Here is a 16706-nt window from a genome sequence, read left to right as displayed (position 1 = left end):
CATGGGTGCCGTCGTGTGCGCAGGCCATGGCCAGCAGCACGGCGGACAGGATGAGGCCGAGGACGTTCAGTTCGGTCAGCGCGTCCATGATCCGCCCTCCGCCCGTCGCTTCTGCCTGCGCCGCGCGTCCCGGAGCGCCACCGCCGTGCCGCCCATCCCTGCGACGAGGACCACCGCGCCCACGGCCACGTACGTGGCGAGGCGGGCGTTGCGTTCCTCGGCGGTTTCGCCGATCTGGAACTTGGCCGGGGTGGGGGCTTCCGGTTTACCCAGGCCTGCCTGGGGGTTGGGGGACTCTATGGGGTATTCGTCCTGTGTCAGGGCTCGTACGGGGTCGACCACTCCCCAGCCGACCAGACGGTCGTGGCCGGCGGTGGTGCGCTCCGCGGTCTGTTCGATCTGGGCGACGATCTGCCGGGCCGTCCAGTCGCGGTGTTTCGCCTTGATCAGCGCCGCGAGGCCGGCGACGTACGGCGCCGAGAAGCTCGTACCGTTGTCGGAGCAGTGGCCGCCCTTGGGGACGGTGGAGATCATGTCGACACCGGGGGCCGCGACGCCGACGAACTCGCCGGACTGGGAGAAGGCGGCGCGCTCGTTGTTGCGGTCCGAGGCGGCGACGGCCAGGACGCCCTCGTAGGAAGCCGGGTAGGTCTCCTTGACGTTGCCGCCGAGGCCGTCGTTGCCCGCCGATGCCACGACCACGATCTTCCGGGCCAGGGCCTGGTTGATCGCCAGCGCCAGATCGGACGTCGACTTCATCGGTTTCGTGGTGTCCTGGGAGATGTTGATGACGTCGGCCCCGGCCTGGACGGCGTAGCGGATCGCGGCGGTCAGGGTGCCGACGTCGCCGTTTCCCTCCGCGTCGTTCTGCTGGATCGGGATGATGGTCGCATCGGGGGCCAGGCCCACAAAGCCGGTGCCCTTGACGGGCCGGGCCGCGATGATGCCGGCGACCTTGGTGCCGTGGCCGACCGTGTCCGTGGTGCCGTTCTCCTTGCCCCGCTCGATCGGGTTGCCGTCGTCGTCCTCGAGGTTCTCGGGCAGGAAGTTGCGGCCGCTCTTCACGTCGACCGCGTCGGTGAGTTGGGGGTTGGTCACGTCGACGCCGGTGTCGATCACCGCCACCCGCATGTCCTTGCCCGTGGACTGGCTCCACAGCTCGTCCAGGAGGACGCGCTGCAGGGACCAGGGCCGCCCCGGGTACTTGCCGTTGGGGAACGCGCACTGATCCGAGTACGGGAGGTCGGCCGCCGCCGCGGGGGGTGCGAGGATGACGGGGGCGGTCGTGAGCACGGTCGCGGCCACCACTGTGGTCGCCGTCCGGAGGAGGGAGGGCACGTGTGGCATGTCCGGACCCCTCAGGAACCCTGCGGCTGGCGTGCCGCCGTCGTCGACAGGCGTGGGCCGGTGGGCAGGAACTCCGACCAGGCGACGGGGATCGGCGCGGGGTCGACGTCCTTGTAGCCGAGCCGGGTCCGGGCCTGTTGGGCCTCCTGCTGGGCCTGCTGACGGTCCTTGGCCGTCGTGCCGATGCCGGCGTCGTCCGCGCCGCTGTCGGCGTTGGACTGCAGGACGTAGCGCAGGCCGGTGTCGGTGACGAGGAAGACGGGGCCGGCCTTGGTCTCCCTGCCCTGGAACTGGCGGTAGAGCTGGCCGGAGCCGGGCGTGACGTAGGCGCTGGAGGAGCCGGTGGGGAGCTTGGCCGGGAAATCCGTGCCGGCCCAGGTGCTCAGGGTCGTGGTCCCCGAGCCGGAGTCGACGCCGCGCAGGACGTTGCAGACGGTGCCGCGGCTTCCTGCGGCGCCGGAGGCATCGTTGACGGGCTGGGGGTCTTCGGTCGGCCAGCGGTGCTCGGTGCCGAACGGCTTGCCGGGGACGATCGCACCCGGGCTCATGTCCTTTGCTTCGCCGGCCTGGCCGAGTGAGGCCAGGTCCTCGCTGAACAGCAGGAGTTGGGCGACGAAGGCCGAGACGGGGGCGACCCGGCCGGGCAACACCACGTAGTACTGATCGCTGTTGAGGTCGGACGCCTTGAGGACCATGCCGACCTTGTCGGTCTTGGCGTCCAGTTGGCCTGGGGCGTCGGCCGCGACACCGATCTGGTCGGGGATCCTCGGGAAGGAGATCGGGTCGCCGGTGTGCAGGGTCTCCAGCCACTCACGGGAGACCTTCTGCGGCTTGCGTCCGGAGCCGACGACGGCGCGCAGCAGCAGTTCGTTGCTCTTGTCGACGGGGTACGAGCGTCCGCTCGCGTCCACCACGTAGTGCTTCCCGTCCGGGGCCACTACGTAGAGCAGTTGCCCGCCCGTCAGTTTCTCGCCCTTGCCCTCGGTCGCTTTCACGTCACGGGAGGCGAGGACCAGGGCGGCCTTCTGGATGGACTCGCCGCCCGCGCTGGGGCGTTCGCAGACAGCCCAGCGCTTCTCGCCGCCCGCCTCGGACGCCGACGGGAGACGGTCGGGCGCGTACGGGATGCCGATGGTGGCTCCGTGGGGGATCTTGCCGTTGTCGAGGACGGACTCGGCGACGGTCACCACATCGCCCTGGCCTTCGTTGAGGAGCAGTTTCGCGGAGGCCATGTTGAGGACCGGGTGCAGCTGGACCTGTTTGCCGGTCTTCAGGACGACGTAGCGCGTGGTCGAGTCGCTGGCGACGATCACCTTGGCGTTGGGTTCGTCCCAGCCCTTGGGTGCGGTGGGCTTGAACATGCCCCAGGCCCCGAACACGGCCATGACGACCACACCCACGATGGCGCCGGGGACGACCGCGCGCAGTGGACGAGGCGCCCCCTCCTCCGAACCGTCGGGCGACGACTGCAGGAAGGCCGCGAGCATGCGGCGCTTCGCGAAGGTGTAGGCATTGAGCTGGTCGCGCCGAGATGCCATCTCTGCTTGTCTCTCCCCGTGTTCAGATGTGTAGCGCTCGCCTGGTGTGTCATGCCGACCGCCCCGGTGTCAGAGCGGCCCCCTACTATGCCTGGTATCCGCGGGGACTTGGGGAGCGGGTAGGGTGCCCGGGCCTTCAGGGCATGGTGCGGTGCTGAAACACCAGTAGCTGTCAGGAGAACGGGGGGATGGAGTGATGGCTTCCGGAACGCGCGCCCGGGCCCGTGACCGATCGCGGACACGGGGAGCTTCGGCCTCCGGGCAGGGACCGGCACAGCGGCCGGCCTCGCCGGGCGCGCTCCACTCCAGGGTGCGTTCGGGTCAGGTCGGGGCATTCCGGTTGCAACGCCTTGTCTTGTTCGAGGTCGCGGCGGCCGTCCTGCTCGTCGGATGGGTGATCGATCCCGTGGCCGTGGTGCCTGCGGCTGTCCTCGCCGGCTGTCTGGTGCTGCTCTCCTCCCTCCGTCGCCGCGGGCGTTCGCTGCCCGAGTGGCTGGCCACGGCTCAGGCGTTGCGTGCGCGGCAGCGGCGAGCCGCGAGTACGCCGATACCGGAGGGCACGGAGCCGGGCCTGGCGCCCGCGGTGGAGTGCGACCCGAGTCTGCGGACCTACACGTACAGCGGCCGCGACCGCCGACCCGTCGGAATCGTCGGCGACGGTACGTTCGTCACCGCGGTCCTGCATGTCGAGGCCGACGCCACCGCGCTGCGTGCCGAGCGGAACAAGCAGCCGTTGCCGCTCTCCCTGGTGCACGACGCCTTGGAGGTGGACGGTATCCGGCTTGAGTCGGCGCAGGTCGTGCTCCACACCCAGCCCGCGCCCGCGATCCATCTGCCCCGGCAGTCCGTGGCAGTCGCCAACTACGCCCCCTTGCAGGAGCAGACGGGCGCTCCGGCCGTACGCATCACATGGATCGCCTTGAAGCTCGATCCGGAACTGTGCGCGGAAGCGGTGGCCGCGCGCGGGGGCGGCCTGGTCGGAGCGCAGAAGTGCGTCGTGCGTGCCGCCGATCATCTCGCGAGCCGACTCACCGGATCCGGATTCCGGGCGACCCTCCTAGACGAGGAGCAGTTGACCTCGGCCATCGCCACGTCGGCCTGCGCCAACCCGCTGGTGACGGCGGAGGCCGGGCGGACGGACACGCGGGAGCGGCGGACCGAGGAGTCGGGTCGGAACTGGCGCTGCGACAACCGCAGACACACCACGTACTGGATCCATCGGTGGCCCGCCCTGGGTGGGGAGAGGGCGCCGTCGCTGCCGCAGCTCGTCGCTCTGGTAACCGCCGTCCCCACCCTCGCCACCACCTTCAGCCTCACGCTCAGGCGGGGGGAGCGGAAGAAGGTGTCCGTCTGCGGGCACCTGCGGGTGACCGGGCGCAGCGACGACGAACTCGTCGCCGCCCGCCGCGCGGTGCAGGCTGCGGCCCGGCACACGGGCATGGGGCTCGCCCGGCTCGACCGGGAACAGGTCCCCGGCATGCTCGCCACTCTGCCCCTCGGAGGTGCCCGGTGACGGCGACGACCCCGCCCGCAGGACAGGCGGCGGCCACCGGCCGGGGCGAGCCACAGACCTCTGCCCCCGAGCGGGCGCGTGAACTGCTGCGCCGCGGCTTCGGATTGACCGGCCCGAGACATCCTCGGCACTCCGTGGACGTCGACCAACTGGACACCCTCGCTCTTCCCGTCGCCGACGACGGCGTCGTCATCGGCGTGGACGCGGCAAACCGGCCCGCGGTGCTCGGTCTCAATCGGCCGCTGCCGTACGACGTCGTGCTCATCGGCGGGCTGTGGACCGTGCAGGTCATCGCGCTCAGGGCGGCGGCAACGGGGACGCGGGTCGCCGTGGAGACGGCGCGGGCGCAGGCCTGGATGCCGATGGTGCACGCCATGGGTGGCGGTCAGAACGGGATGGCCGTGTACGACGTCGGGCGGGTGCCGCCGCTGGGTGCCTCGGCCGGTACGCCGGTGCTGGTGGTACGTGACTGCGGGATGCGGCCACCTCGCGGTCGCGTGGCCTCGGGGCCTTGGCAGTCGGTTCTGACCCTGTTGCCGTACGTCAGCCCGGTCGCTCCGCGGCTCGTGCGGCAGGCGCGGCTGGTCGGAATTCAGAGGGTGTCGCCCGACGAGGCCACGGAACTGGGCCGAGCGATGGCGCTCACCCGGGCCGAAATGGACTCCCTGCCTGGCCTCTCCGACGGCCTCACCCTGTGGTGTACCAACCGCGATCGGCAATATGTGATGACACAGCCCACGGACGCGGAGACCGGGCTGTTGGGTACGCCACGTCGGATGGACTGACGGACCTGGCAGCGAAACCGTGCGTAGCGCCCGGTTTGCCAATATTGCGCCAGCAACTGCGTCCCATTTGGCCTGCTTTCCGAAGTCCAGCGTTGCTGTGGAGGAGCAGACGGGCCTGCCGGGGCGGGGCTTGTGGTGATTAGGCTGGGACGGGGCGCGCCGTCAGAACCCGTGGTAGGCGGTCGGCGCCCCAGGGGGAAGGCGGGGGAGCCTGTGGAGCGGACGACCTCGGACGACCTCTGACACGCCTCACACGACTTCGCACGACGTCGGACGACAAGCAAGGGTCGCCCCAGCACGGCATGAGGGTGCTGGACCACACCAGGAGGAACACTGTGAGCAGCGATCGGGACGGGATCCGCGGGGGCTGGGCGACACCCGGCGATGACCAGCCCGACGCGGAGTCCGCAGCAGAGGTGACGGGCGAGTTCACCATCGACTACGCGCCACCCGCCTGGTACACGCAGAACGCAGCGGGGAACTCGTCCTCGGGACAGGGGGCGGGGGCGTCCGAGGAGTCCGGTCCTTCGGGGGCTGCCGGAGGACCCGGGGGTTCCGGGGCGCCCGGAGGCTCCGGAATGCCGAAGGGGCCGGTGCCGCCGCTGCCCGGGCTGACTCCGCCGCCGCATGCCAATCCGTCCGGTGGGGCCTCGGCTTTCTCGGCGCAGAGTCCCCCTCAGGAACCGGCCTCGGCGTCGCAGCCGGCTCCGGCGCCCGGTGCGCCCTTCACGCCGCCCGCGCCGCCGCCCGCTCCGGGTGCTCCGTTCACGCCCCCGCCGCCCGCTCCGGGTGCGACCTTCACCCCGCCGGCCGCGGGAGGACCGACCGGTGTGCCCAGGCTGCCGATGGGGAGCGGTTTCGAGCCGCAGGCGTCGCAGCAGGCGCAGTCCGAGACGCCCCAGGCGGGTCCGGCCTCTCCCACAGCTGTGCCGAACATCCCCGTGGGCGGGTATCAGGCACAGTGGACGCCGCCGACTCCGCCGGAGACGGCCCCGGCTGGTCCTGCTCCAGAGGCGAACCCGGCTGCTCCTGAGGTGGCTCCTGCCGCTCCGCACGCTCCCGAGGCTCCGGCCACTTCTCCTGCCACTCCTCCCACCGCGTCCGGGACTCCCGAGGTTCCGGCTGTGGCTGCCGGTGCGGCAGAGCCGTCGGCCGGCGATCTGGACAGCGGCGCCACCATGCGCTTCTCCGCCGTCGCTTTGAAGCGGGAGATCGAGGAGCGGGCCGCCGCGGAGACGGTTTCCACGCCCGGCGTGCTCGGTACCCCCGACGCCGAGGGCGAGGATGACATCGAGGCGGACAAGGCCGCCGACGAGGCCGGCAGCGCTGTCCACGCGGATGACACGGAGGACCACGGCCCTGACGACGCGGAGGGCCACGACCCCGACACGGAGGCCGACGACGCCTCCGACGGGGTCTCGGAGCACGCGCTGGACGCGGACGCCTTCGCGGACGTGCCGTCGGCCGACGAGGCCGAGCCGGAGGGGGCGCGGCCGGAGGGCGAGGACGCGGCGCCCGTGGTGGTCGAACCGCCTGTCGTGGCAGCCGACGACAGCGAGTCCGAAGACGCCGTCATCCAGGACGGGGGGTCCGCCGACGACGCCCGTTCGGAAGAGACCGAGGACAAGGACGCCGAGGCGGAGAACGCCGCGGCCGAGGACGCCCCGTCGGAGGCCGACGAGCCCGACGATGTCCAGCCCGAGCCCGAGGATGCCGTACCGGCCGGGGACGAGCACCGGCGTGAGGACGCCGTGGCGGCTCCTGACGAGCCCGCCGACGTGCCCCCCGCCCACCTCGCGTCCTCGGGGAGCGAGCCGGGGGACGCCGTTCCGACCGTCCCGGCCCCCGAGGCTGCGCAGACCGCGCCGTCCGACTCGGTTCCCCCGCTCCCGCAGGGTGTGCCACCCCTGCCGCCGTCGTACCAGCCGGCGGCCCCGGCGCCTGTGAACCAGTGGCCCGTGCAGCCTCACCAGCAGCCCCAGCCGGAGGCTCGGCCCGCCGACACGAATATGCCTGCGCAGGGTCAGCCGCCGATGCCGCCGCAACCGTCGGTACCCGCCCAGCAGCCGCCGTTCCAGCCCCAGGCGCCGCAGCCCGCGCCCGCCGCGTGGAACCAGCCGGCCGCACCGACGCCTCCGAACCAGCCGCCCGCCCAGCCCGTACCTCAGCCCGGCGGCTACGGCTTCCCGCACCCCGGAGCTCAGCCCCCGGCCGCGCCGAATGCCCAGGGCGGCTATGGCTTCCCCCACCCCGGCGCCCCGGTCCCGGCCCCGGCCGCACAGCCTTCCCCCGCCCAGCAGCCGGGCGGCCCGCACGCGCCCCACGCGCAGGGCGGCTACGGCTTCCCGCAGCAGGGCGCACCCGCCCCGGCAGCCCAACAGCCCCCGGCCCAGCAGCCCGTCGCACCGCCCGCCCCCGCGCCGGCCCCGCAGGCCGGCTACGGATTCCCTCACCCGGCCACCCCTGACGCCCAGGGCGGCTACGGCTTCCCGCAGCCGGGCGCCCAGCAGCTCCAGCCCCACCCCGGCGTACCCCCGCAGGCCCAGTCGCAGCCCGAGGCCCAGCCGCCGCACGCCGGGCAGCCCGAGCAGCAGCCGGTTCAGCCCGGGCAGTCGGCCCAGCAGGGTTACCCCGGTCAGCCCCAGCAGCCCGTCGACCCCCGTACCGGTGCCGCCTGGCCGCAGCCCATGCAGCACGACCAGCGACAGCCGACCAACCCCGGGGCCGCGCCGCTCGGTTACACCGCTGCCGTGGAGCTGTCGTCCGACCGGCTGCTCAACAGCAAGAAGCAGAAGGCGAAGAGCAGTCGTCCGGCGGCCGGTGGCGGGCGGTTCAAGATCGGCGGCAAGAAGGAGGAGGCCGAGCGGCAGCGCAAGCTCGACCTGATCCGCACGCCCGTGCTGTCCTGCTACCGGATCGCCGTGATCAGCCTCAAGGGCGGTGTCGGCAAGACGACCACGACCACCGCGCTGGGCTCGACGCTCGCCACCGAGCGGCAGGACAAGATCCTCGCGATCGACGCCAACCCGGACGCGGGCACGCTCGGGCGCCGGGTGCGGCGGGAGACCGGGGCGACCATCCGTGACCTCGTCCAGGCGATCCCGTACCTCAACTCGTACATGGACATCCGGCGGTTCACGTCCCAGGCGCCCTCCGGCCTGGAGATCATCGCCAACGACGTCGACCCGGCCGTGTCCACGACCTTCAACGACGAGGACTACCGGCGCGCGATCGACGTGCTGGGCAAGCAGTATCCGGTGATCCTCACCGACTCCGGTACCGGTCTGCTGTACAGCGCCATGCGCGGCGTGCTGGACCTCGCCGACCAGCTCATCATCATCTCGACGCCGTCCGTGGACGGGGCGAGCAGTGCGAGCACCACGCTGGACTGGCTGTCCGCGCACGGGTACGCCGACCTCGTCTCACGGTCCATCACCGTCATCTCCGGGGTCCGCGAGACCGGCAAGATGATCAAGGTCGAGGACATCGTGACGCACTTCGAGACCCGTTGCCGGGGCGTTGTCGTCGTGCCCTTCGACGAGCACCTCGCCGCCGGTGCCGAGGTCGACCTCGACATGATGCGGCCGAAGGTGCGGGAGGCGTACTTCAACCTCACGGCGATGGTCGCCGAGGACTTCATCCGCCACCAGCAGGCGCACGGCCTGTGGACCTCCGACGGCAACCCGCCGCCGGTCGCGGCCCCGCCGATGCCCGGCCATGCCCAGCCCGGCCAGCCGTATGCCCAGCCCGGCCAGCCGGGCCAGCCGTACCTGCAGCCCGGCGACCCCCACGCCCGACCCGGACAGCCCTACGCCCAGCAGCCGGGGCAGCCTCCCTACCCCGGTCAGCAGCAGCCCGCTCCCGGCCAGCCGGGCGCGCACCCGCAGCAGCCCCAGCAACCGCAACAGGCGCAGCCGCAGCCGCAGCCCGGCCAGCCGTACCCCCAGCAGGGCCAGCCGTACCCCCAGCCGGGTCAGCCGTACCCGCAGCCCGGCGAGCCCTACGCCCAGCCCGGCGAGCCCTACGCCCAACCGGGTCAGCCCCTGGTCCAGCCCGGTCAGCCCTACCCGCAGGCCGCGGCCCAGCCGCCCTACCCGCAAGCCGGACAGCCGGAGCAGCCCGGTCAGCACGCCGGGCAGCCGGCGGCCCACCCCGGACAGCCGTACCCGCAGCCGGGACAGCCGTACGCGCAGCCCGGTCAGCCCCCGGCCGCTCCCCCGCAGCCGGGCTACGGCTACCCCCAGCCCGGTCAACCGGGTCAGCCCGGCCACCCGGCCCAGCCCGACGGGCAGACCCCGCCGCCCCCGCCTCCGACGCAGTAATCGCCTCACCCGATCGGCCCCTTTCGAGGGGCCGATCCCCGTTGGCCCACGCCGTTCCGACTCGGCGCGGGCCTCGGCGCGTTCAGGGGCGGAATTCCGTTGCCAGGCCCTGGCCAGGGGCGCGTCAGTGGTCTCGACCAATGGGTGCGAAAAGCTCGCCAATTCGTTATTTCCGCAGGCCACAAGGGGTGAACGCGCCGTTGACGGGTGGAGAGGGCGCTGGTACACACACATCACGCATCTGACAGCTGATCAACCCGTCCTTCCCGTCCGAGCGATGACGCGAGGTCCGACCATGGGCACGAACGATCAGAAACGCCGCCTCCCGCACGGCCTCCGGCTCGTCGCCCTGGCCGGGGCCGCCGCGCTCACCCTCACCGCCGGTCTCGCGACCCCGCTCGGCCCGGCACCCCAGCAGGCCCGGGCGGCCGACGACGGCAAGAAGGTGCTGACCGTCGCCGTGGCGCAGAGCGTGGACTCGCTCAGCCCGTTCCTCGCGGTCCGGCTGCTCAGCACGAGCATCCACCGGCTCATGTACGAGTACCTGACCAACTACGACCCCAAGGACAACCACGCCATCCCGGGCCTGGCCACCAAGTGGGAGCCGTCGCCGGACAAGCTGACCTGGACGTACACGATCCGCGCCAACTCCAAGTGGTCGGACGGGCAACGGGCCACCGCCGAGGACGCGGCGTGGACCTTCAACAAGATGATGACCGACACCGGCGCGGCCACGGCGAACGGCAGCTACGTCGGCAACTTCCGGAAAGTGACGGCCCCGAGCCCCACCGAGCTGGTCATCGAGCTGAAGAAGCCGCAGGCCACGATGGCCGCGCTGGACGTGCCGATCGTACCGAAGCACGTGTGGGAGAAGGTGTCCGACTTCTCCGAGTTCAACAATGACAAGAGCTTCCCCGTCGTGGGGAACGGGCCCTTCGTGCTGAGCGGCTACAAGGCCGACAGCTATGTCCGACTCAAGGCCAACAAGGACTTCTGGCGCGGGTCGCCGAAGTTCGACGAGCTGGTCTTCCGCTACTACAAGGACCAGGACGCCGCCGTGTCGGCGCTGCGCAAGGGCGAGGTGTCCTTCGTCGCCGGGTCCCCGTCCCTGACGCCCGCTCAGGCGGAGTCGTTGAGGGGCGCGGACGACATCCAGGTGAACGACGCCCCCGGCCGCCGCTTCTACGCCCTCGCCACCAACCCCGGAGCGAAGGCGAAGAACGGCAAGAAGTTCGGCGACGGCCACCCCTCCCTGCTGGACCAGCGGGTGCGCAACGCGCTGTTCCGGGCCGTCGACCGCGAGGCCATCATCGACAAGGTGTTCCGGGGCCACGCCGTCGAGGGAGAGGGCTACATCCCGCCGCGCTTCCAGGACTACTTCTGGAAGCCGTCCGCGGACCGGAAGCTGGCGTACGACCCGGCCGAGGCGGCCCGGCTGCTCGACCAGGCGGGGTACAAGAAGAACGGCGACGGCAAACGCGTCGGCAAGGACGGCAAGCCGATCACCTACCGCGTGCTGTGCCACGCCACCGACCCGAACGACAAGGCGGTCGGCAAGTACCTCCAGGAGTGGTGGGGCACGCTCGGCATCGGCGTCCGGCTCAACTGCCTGGACAACGTGACCGACCCGTGGCTGGCCGGCACGTACGACCTGGCGTTCGACGGCTGGTCGGTCAATCCCGACCCCGACTTCGTGCTGTCCATCCACACCTGCGGGGCGCTCCCGGCGACCCCCGAGGAGACGGGCGCGACGGACAACTTCATCTGCGACAAGAAGTACGACGAGCTCTACGCCCGGCAGCTCACCGAGTACGATCCCGCCAAACGGGCGGACATCGTCAAGCAGATGGAGTCGCGGCTGTACGACCTCGGGTACATGAACGTCATGGCGTATCCGAACGCGGTCGAGGCCTTCCGGACGGACCAGATCAAGTCGATCACGACCATGCCGGCGAAGGCGGGCAACATCTACGGGCAGGACGGCTACTGGAGCTGGTGGTCGGCGGTGCCCGCGGACTCCGGCGGGTCCTCGGACAACGCGTTGTCGACGGGGGTCGTGGTCGGGATCGTCGCGGGTGTCGTGATCCTCGGCGGGCTCGGCGCCTTCGCGGCGATGCGGCGGCGGGCCACCGCCGAGGAACGCGAGTAGGGCGGCGAGCGGGTACTCATGACCGCTGACGCGACCCCCGCGCTGGTCGAGGACAAGCAGAGGACGGCCGGGCCGCGGGTACGCAAGAGCTCCGCGTACCCGCGGTACCTGGTGGGCAAGGTGGCCGGTGCCGCCGTCTCACTGCTGGCCGTGCTCGTGACCAGCTTCTTCCTCTTCCGGCTGATCCCCGGCGACCCGGTGAAGACCATGACGGGCGGCCGTCAGGTGTCGGCGGAGCAGCTGGCCGCCTACCGCGAGGAGTTCGGGCTCGACCTGCCGCTGTGGCGGCAGTTCACGGACTACTGCGGCAAGGCCCTCACGGGCGACTTCGGGACGTCGTACCAGTTCCGCGCCCCCGTCGTCGACAAGATCACCGAGGCGCTGCCGAACACCCTGCTGCTCACCGGGACCGCGTTCGTCCTCTACACGGCGCTGGGCATCCTCCTCGGCACCCGGTCGGCGTGGCGGCACGGCAGGCTCGGCGACCGCGTCAACACGGGTCTCGCGCTGACGCTGTACTCCATCCCGTCCTTCTGGCTGGGGCTGCTGCTGATCATCGTGCTGTCGGTGGGTATCGGCCCGCTGCCCGGCATGTTCCCGACCGGCGGCATGGAGTCGGGCGGCAAGGAGGGCTTCGCGTACGTCCTCGACGTGGCGCACCATCTGGTGCTGCCGGTGGTGACGCTGGTGGCCGTGGAGTACGGGCAGACGCTGCTGGTCACGCGGTCGGCGCTGCTGGACGAGATGGGCAGCGACTATCTGACGACCGCGCGGGCCAAGGGGCTGCGCGACGACCTCGTCCGTCGTCGGCACGCCGTGCCGAACGCGCTGCTGCCGACCGTGACGCTGATCTTCATCAACCTCGGCCGGACGGTGGCGGGTGTGATCCTCGTGGAGACGGTGTTCTCCTGGCCCGGCCTCGGCGGACTGTTCTACCAGGCGCTGAGCGTGCCCGATCTGCCGCTCGTGCAGGGGCTGTTCTTTGTGTTCGCCGCCGCGGTGATCCTGATGAACACCCTCGCCGACCTGGTCTATCCGCTGCTGGACCCCCGGGTGGCCCGATGACGACGACCGAGAGGGCCCCCAGCCCTCGCGCCCTGGCCCGGCAGCGGCGCCGGGCCTCCGTCGCCCGCTTCTGCCGGCAGTACCGCTCCGAACGGGCGGGGCTGTACGGCCTGACGGTGCTCGCGCTGTGCGCGCTGCTGGCGCTGTTCGCACCGCTGTTCGTCGGCTCCGACGTGAGCAGCGTGACCGACGCCCCGGGGCGCCCGATGCAGAGCCCGAGTGCCGAGTTCCCGCTCGGCACCGACCAGTTCGGGCGCGACCTGCTGGGCCTGGTGATCTGGGGCTCGCGGGTGTCGCTGCTGGTCGGGCTGCTCGCCGCCGTGCTGTCGGTGGCGATCGGCACCCTGATCGGGGTGACGGCGGGGCACTTCGAGGGCTGGTACGCGACGGTGATGATGCGGATCACCGACTGGTTCCTGGTCATGCCGACGCTGGTGCTCGCGATCGCCCTGGCGACCGTGATGTCCCGCTCGCTGACCACGACCGTCGTGGCGATCGGCGTCACCACCTGGCCGACCACGGCCCGGCTGGTGCGCGCTCAGACCCTCGCCGTGGAGACCCGCCCGTACATCGAGCGGGCGCAGGCGCTCGGCGGCGGCCACTGGCACATCATGTCCCGGCACGTCCTGCCCAATGTGATGCCGCTGGTACTGGCCCAGACGACCCTCATCATCTCCTCGGCCATCCTCGCGGAGGCGACGCTCGCCTTCCTCGGCCTGGGCGACCCCACCGTCGTGTCGTGGGGCGGACTGCTCCAGGACGCGCGCGAGGCGGGCGCGGTCAGTGCCGGGGACTGGTGGTACCTGGTGCCGCCGGGCATCGCCATCGCCGTGGTGGCGCTGGCGTTCACGCTGTGCGGCCGGGCCGTGGAGTCCGTCCTCAACCCCAGGCTGGGGGTGTCGCGTTGACTCTGCTCGACGTCAGGAACCTGACCGTGACGTACGCGGGCGGGGCGGCCGCCGTGCGCGGGGTGGACCTGCGCCTGGACGCGGGACAAAAGCTCGGCCTCGCCGGGGAGTCCGGCTGTGGCAAGTCCACGCTGGCGCTGGCCCTGCTGCGGCTGCTGCCGGCGGGAGCGCGGATCACCGGGGAGGTGCTCCTGGACGGCGAGGACGTGCTGGCCATGAAGTGGGGCCGGGTCCGGGCGGTCCGCTGGGCCGGGGCCTCCCTCGTCTTCCAGGGCGCGATGCACTCCCTCAACGCCGTGCACCGCGTCGGCGACCAGATCGCCGAGCCGATCCTGCTGCACCGGAAGGCCACGGCGGCCGGGGCGAAGAAGAGGGCCGGTGAGCTGCTGGAGCAGGTCGGTCTGCCGGCAGCCCGCGCGGACGCCTACCCGCACGAACTGTCAGGCGGCCAGCGCCAGCGCGTCATGATCGCCATGGCCCTGGCCTGCGGCCCGCGGCTCATCATCGCGGACGAGCCGACGACCGCGCTCGATGTGATGATCCAGGCCCAGATCCTCCGGCTCATCGAGCAGTTGGTCGCGGACCAGGACCTCGGCCTGATCATGATCAGCCACGATCTCGCCGTCCTCGCCGACACCTGCGACCGGCTCGCGGTGATGTACGCGGGCCGGGTGGTCGAGGAGGGCCCGGCCCGGCAGGTGTACGAGGACGCCCGGCACCCCTACGCCCGGGCTCTGTCGGCCGCCTTCCCGCGCATCGGCGACCCGGCGTCCCGGTTCGCCCCGCAGGGACTGGCGGGCGACCCGCCGGACCCGGCGGCGCTGCCGTCGGGGTGCACGTTCCATCCGCGCTGCCCGGTGGCGCTGGAGTCGTGCCCCGAGGAGGACCCGGTGCTGCGGACGGCGGGGCCGGAGCGGCGGGCCGCGTGTGTGCTGGTCGGGCCGCCCGGAGCGGGAGCGGAAACCGCCGAAGAGCGGGCGACGGCCAACCCGGAGGCCGCCCCGGCCGTCGCACCGGAGGCACCTGGGAACAGCTCGGCCGACGAACCGGAGGCCCTTGAGAAAGCGAGGCCCGGCACGCCATGACCCTCTCCCCCACGGCCCCCGAGGTCACCACGGCCCCCCTGCTCAGCGCCCAGGGCCTCCACGTCACCTTCCCCGGCCGGCACGGCGGTCCTCGGGCCCGCGCGGTGGACGGCGTCGACCTCGACATCCGCCGAGGCGAGATCGTCGCCCTGGTCGGCGAGTCCGGCTGCGGCAAGACGACCCTGGCCCGCGGCCTGCTCGGGCTGGTCGAGCCGACGGCGGGCCGGGTCACCTTCGACGGCCGCCCGCTGGACTACTCCGGCCGCTCGCTCAAGGCCTACCGCAAACGCGTCCAGCTGGTCCTCCAGGACCCGAGCGGCTCGCTCAACCCCCGCCACACGGTGTACGACGCGGTCGCCGAGGGCCTTCGCATCCACGGATACGGGGGCGACGAACGCACTGCGGTCGCCGATGCCCTGTCCCGGGCCGGCCTGCGCCCCCCGGAGCGCTTCTTCCTGCGCTACCCGCACGAACTGTCCGGCGGGCAGCGCCAGCGGGTCGTCATCGCCGGGGCACTCGTCCTGGAACCCGAACTCCTCGTCGCCGACGAGCCGGTGGCGTCCCTCGACGCCTCGGTACGCGGCGAGATCCTCGCCCTGCTGCTGCGGCTGCGCACCGAACTGGGCCTGTCCGCGCTGGTGGTCACGCACGACCTGGGCCTGGCGTGGAACATCGCCGACCGGGTCGCCGTGATGTACCTGGGCCGGATCGTGGAGACGGGTGCGGTGGAGCAGGTCCTCACGGCACCCCGGCATCCCTACACGCAGGCGCTGCTGTCCGTCCTCCCGGAGGCCCCGGGAGACCCGGTGATCCTCACGGGCGAGCCCCCGGACCCGTCGCGTGTGCCGCCGGGGTGCCGCTTCCACGCCCGCTGCCAGGTGCTGGCGAGCGGTGAGGCGGAACGGGCGGGCGTCGCGGGCGCGTGCTGCGGTCAGGATCCGGAGATCCTCGACGGCGGCGGCACGGCACAGGTGGCATGCCACTGGGCGACGCGCTGAAGCGCGGCCGAGCGGGGCGCCCCGGGTGGCGCGTCGCCCGGCTAGGCGTGAGGCTCCCCGGCGTGGGCGAGGGCGCTGGGCGTCCGGCAGCCGACGATCGCCGGGGCCTCCTGGACGAGCGTGTCGTCGGTGAGTGCTTCCACCATGAACAGCGCGAAGTCCACCCGGCGCGTCAGGTTGCCGGCCAGGACCGGGTCGCCGACATGCCGGCTCCACACGGGCAGGCCCTGGCTCTCGCCCTCCTCCAGGCTGCTGCCGCGCACCACGGTCCACCGGGTGTCGCTGGCGAAGACCCGCCGGCAGGCCTCGACCTGGTCGTCGATCTCGACGGCGCGGACGAGCTTGCCCAGTACGGCGGCGATCCGGACGCCCAGGGTGAACATCCGTGAGTACGTGTCCTTGCCGTCGCGTGTGATGTGCCAGCCGCAGGAGAAGACCAGGCGCGCGCCCGGCCGTGCGTGGTCGAGCACCGCCTGCGCCGTGCCCGACGCGTACTGCCGTACACCCCACGGCACCAGGACCGTCAGTACCCCGTCGCACCCGGCGACCGCCCGCCGGATCACCTCCGGGTCGTTCGTGTCTCCGGGAACGACGGTGATCCGGCCTTCGAACGCGGCCAGCTTCGGCACGCTGCGCTCCCGGCACACCCCGACCACCTCGTAGCCGCGCTCCAGCGCGTGCCCGACCATGTACTGCCCGAGCTTCCCCGAAGCACCGATGATGCAGACCTTCTTCACGCGATCCGTGTCCATGGCACAGCCCCTTCGCCGGAATGTCTACCTTATGTTGTAAGGCAAGCTAGCCTTATGCTGTAAGGCGGTCAAGGGGAGCGCACGAGGGAAGCGAGAAGGAGGGCCTGGATGCCCGAGGGAAACAAGGGCCGACGGAGGGGGTCGGCGCGCACTCCGCTCAGTCGCGAGCGCGTGATCCGCACGGCGGTGGCCGTGGCGGACGAGAAGGGGGCGAACGCGCTCACCATGCGGGCCATCGCCGAAC

The 16706-nt window shown here is 72.0% G+C and carries 11 protein-coding genes; 8 read left to right on the top strand and 3 right to left on the bottom strand.

Annotated features, from left to right (window positions below; all coding sequences use genetic code 11):
- Positions 1-75 precede the first annotated feature (75 nt).
- Together mycP and eccB are read right to left on the bottom strand one after the other, a co-directional pair.
- Positions 76-1347, bottom strand: coding sequence for a type VII secretion-associated serine protease mycosin (mycP, locus tag ABZ281_RS11145; protein WP_356654297.1), 1272 nt, complete (start codon positions 1345-1347; stop codon positions 76-78).
- Positions 1348-1358: 11 nt separating this feature from the next.
- Positions 1359-2885, bottom strand: a complete 1527-nt coding sequence (gene eccB / locus ABZ281_RS11140) for a type VII secretion protein EccB (RefSeq protein ID WP_356654295.1) — start codon at positions 2883-2885, stop codon at positions 1359-1361.
- Positions 2886-3081: 196 nt separating this feature from the next.
- Between eccB and eccE the strand changes: the two genes are divergently transcribed.
- The 8 genes from eccE to ABZ281_RS11100 all read left to right on the top strand — a co-directional run bounded on the left by eccE (position 3082) and on the right by ABZ281_RS11100 (position 15710).
- Positions 3082-4398, top strand: a complete 1317-nt coding sequence (gene eccE / locus ABZ281_RS11135) for a type VII secretion protein EccE (RefSeq protein WP_356654293.1) — start codon at positions 3082-3084, stop codon at positions 4396-4398.
- Entirely contained in the window at positions 4395-5183 is a 789-nt protein-coding gene (locus tag ABZ281_RS11130) for a hypothetical protein (protein WP_356654291.1), read from the top strand. The genes eccE and ABZ281_RS11130 overlap by 4 nt, the downstream gene beginning before the upstream one ends.
- A 335-nt stretch (positions 5184-5518) precedes the next feature.
- Positions 5519-9505, top strand: a complete 3987-nt coding sequence (locus ABZ281_RS11125; protein ID WP_356654289.1) for an SCO5717 family growth-regulating ATPase — start codon at positions 5519-5521, stop codon at positions 9503-9505.
- Positions 9506-9800: 295 nt separating this feature from the next.
- Positions 9801-11654: an ABC transporter substrate-binding protein gene (locus ABZ281_RS11120; protein WP_356654287.1), complete on the top strand. Its 1854-nt coding sequence runs from the start codon at positions 9801-9803 to the stop codon at positions 11652-11654.
- A gap of 18 nt (positions 11655-11672) precedes the next feature.
- Positions 11673-12719, top strand: a complete 1047-nt coding sequence (locus ABZ281_RS11115; protein ID WP_356654285.1) for an ABC transporter permease — start codon at positions 11673-11675, stop codon at positions 12717-12719.
- Positions 12716-13627: an ABC transporter permease gene (locus tag ABZ281_RS11110; RefSeq protein WP_356654283.1), complete on the top strand. Its 912-nt coding sequence runs from the start codon at positions 12716-12718 to the stop codon at positions 13625-13627. Before ABZ281_RS11115 ends, ABZ281_RS11110 begins: the two co-directional genes overlap by 4 nt.
- On the top strand, positions 13624-14712 hold the full coding sequence (locus tag ABZ281_RS11105) for an ABC transporter ATP-binding protein (RefSeq protein WP_356654281.1): 1089 nt from the start codon (positions 13624-13626) through the stop codon (positions 14710-14712). The genes ABZ281_RS11110 and ABZ281_RS11105 overlap by 4 nt, the downstream gene beginning before the upstream one ends.
- Positions 14709-15710: an ABC transporter ATP-binding protein gene (locus ABZ281_RS11100; RefSeq protein WP_356654279.1), complete on the top strand. Its 1002-nt coding sequence runs from the start codon at positions 14709-14711 to the stop codon at positions 15708-15710. Before ABZ281_RS11105 ends, ABZ281_RS11100 begins: the two co-directional genes overlap by 4 nt.
- Positions 15711-15751: 41 nt before the next feature.
- On the opposite strand, the gene ABZ281_RS11095 is transcribed toward ABZ281_RS11100, so the two are convergent.
- A complete protein-coding gene (locus ABZ281_RS11095) occupies positions 15752-16462 on the bottom strand; it encodes an NAD(P)H-binding protein (RefSeq protein WP_356654277.1) in 711 nt (236 codons plus the stop codon).
- Between the last annotated feature and the right edge of the window lie 244 nt (positions 16463-16706).

It is taken from the genome of Streptomyces sp. NPDC006265 (genome assembly GCF_040613555.1).
Lineage (GTDB): Bacteria > Actinomycetota > Actinomycetes > Streptomycetales > Streptomycetaceae > Streptomyces.
This window is presented reverse-complemented; position numbering and strand designations above follow the sequence as displayed.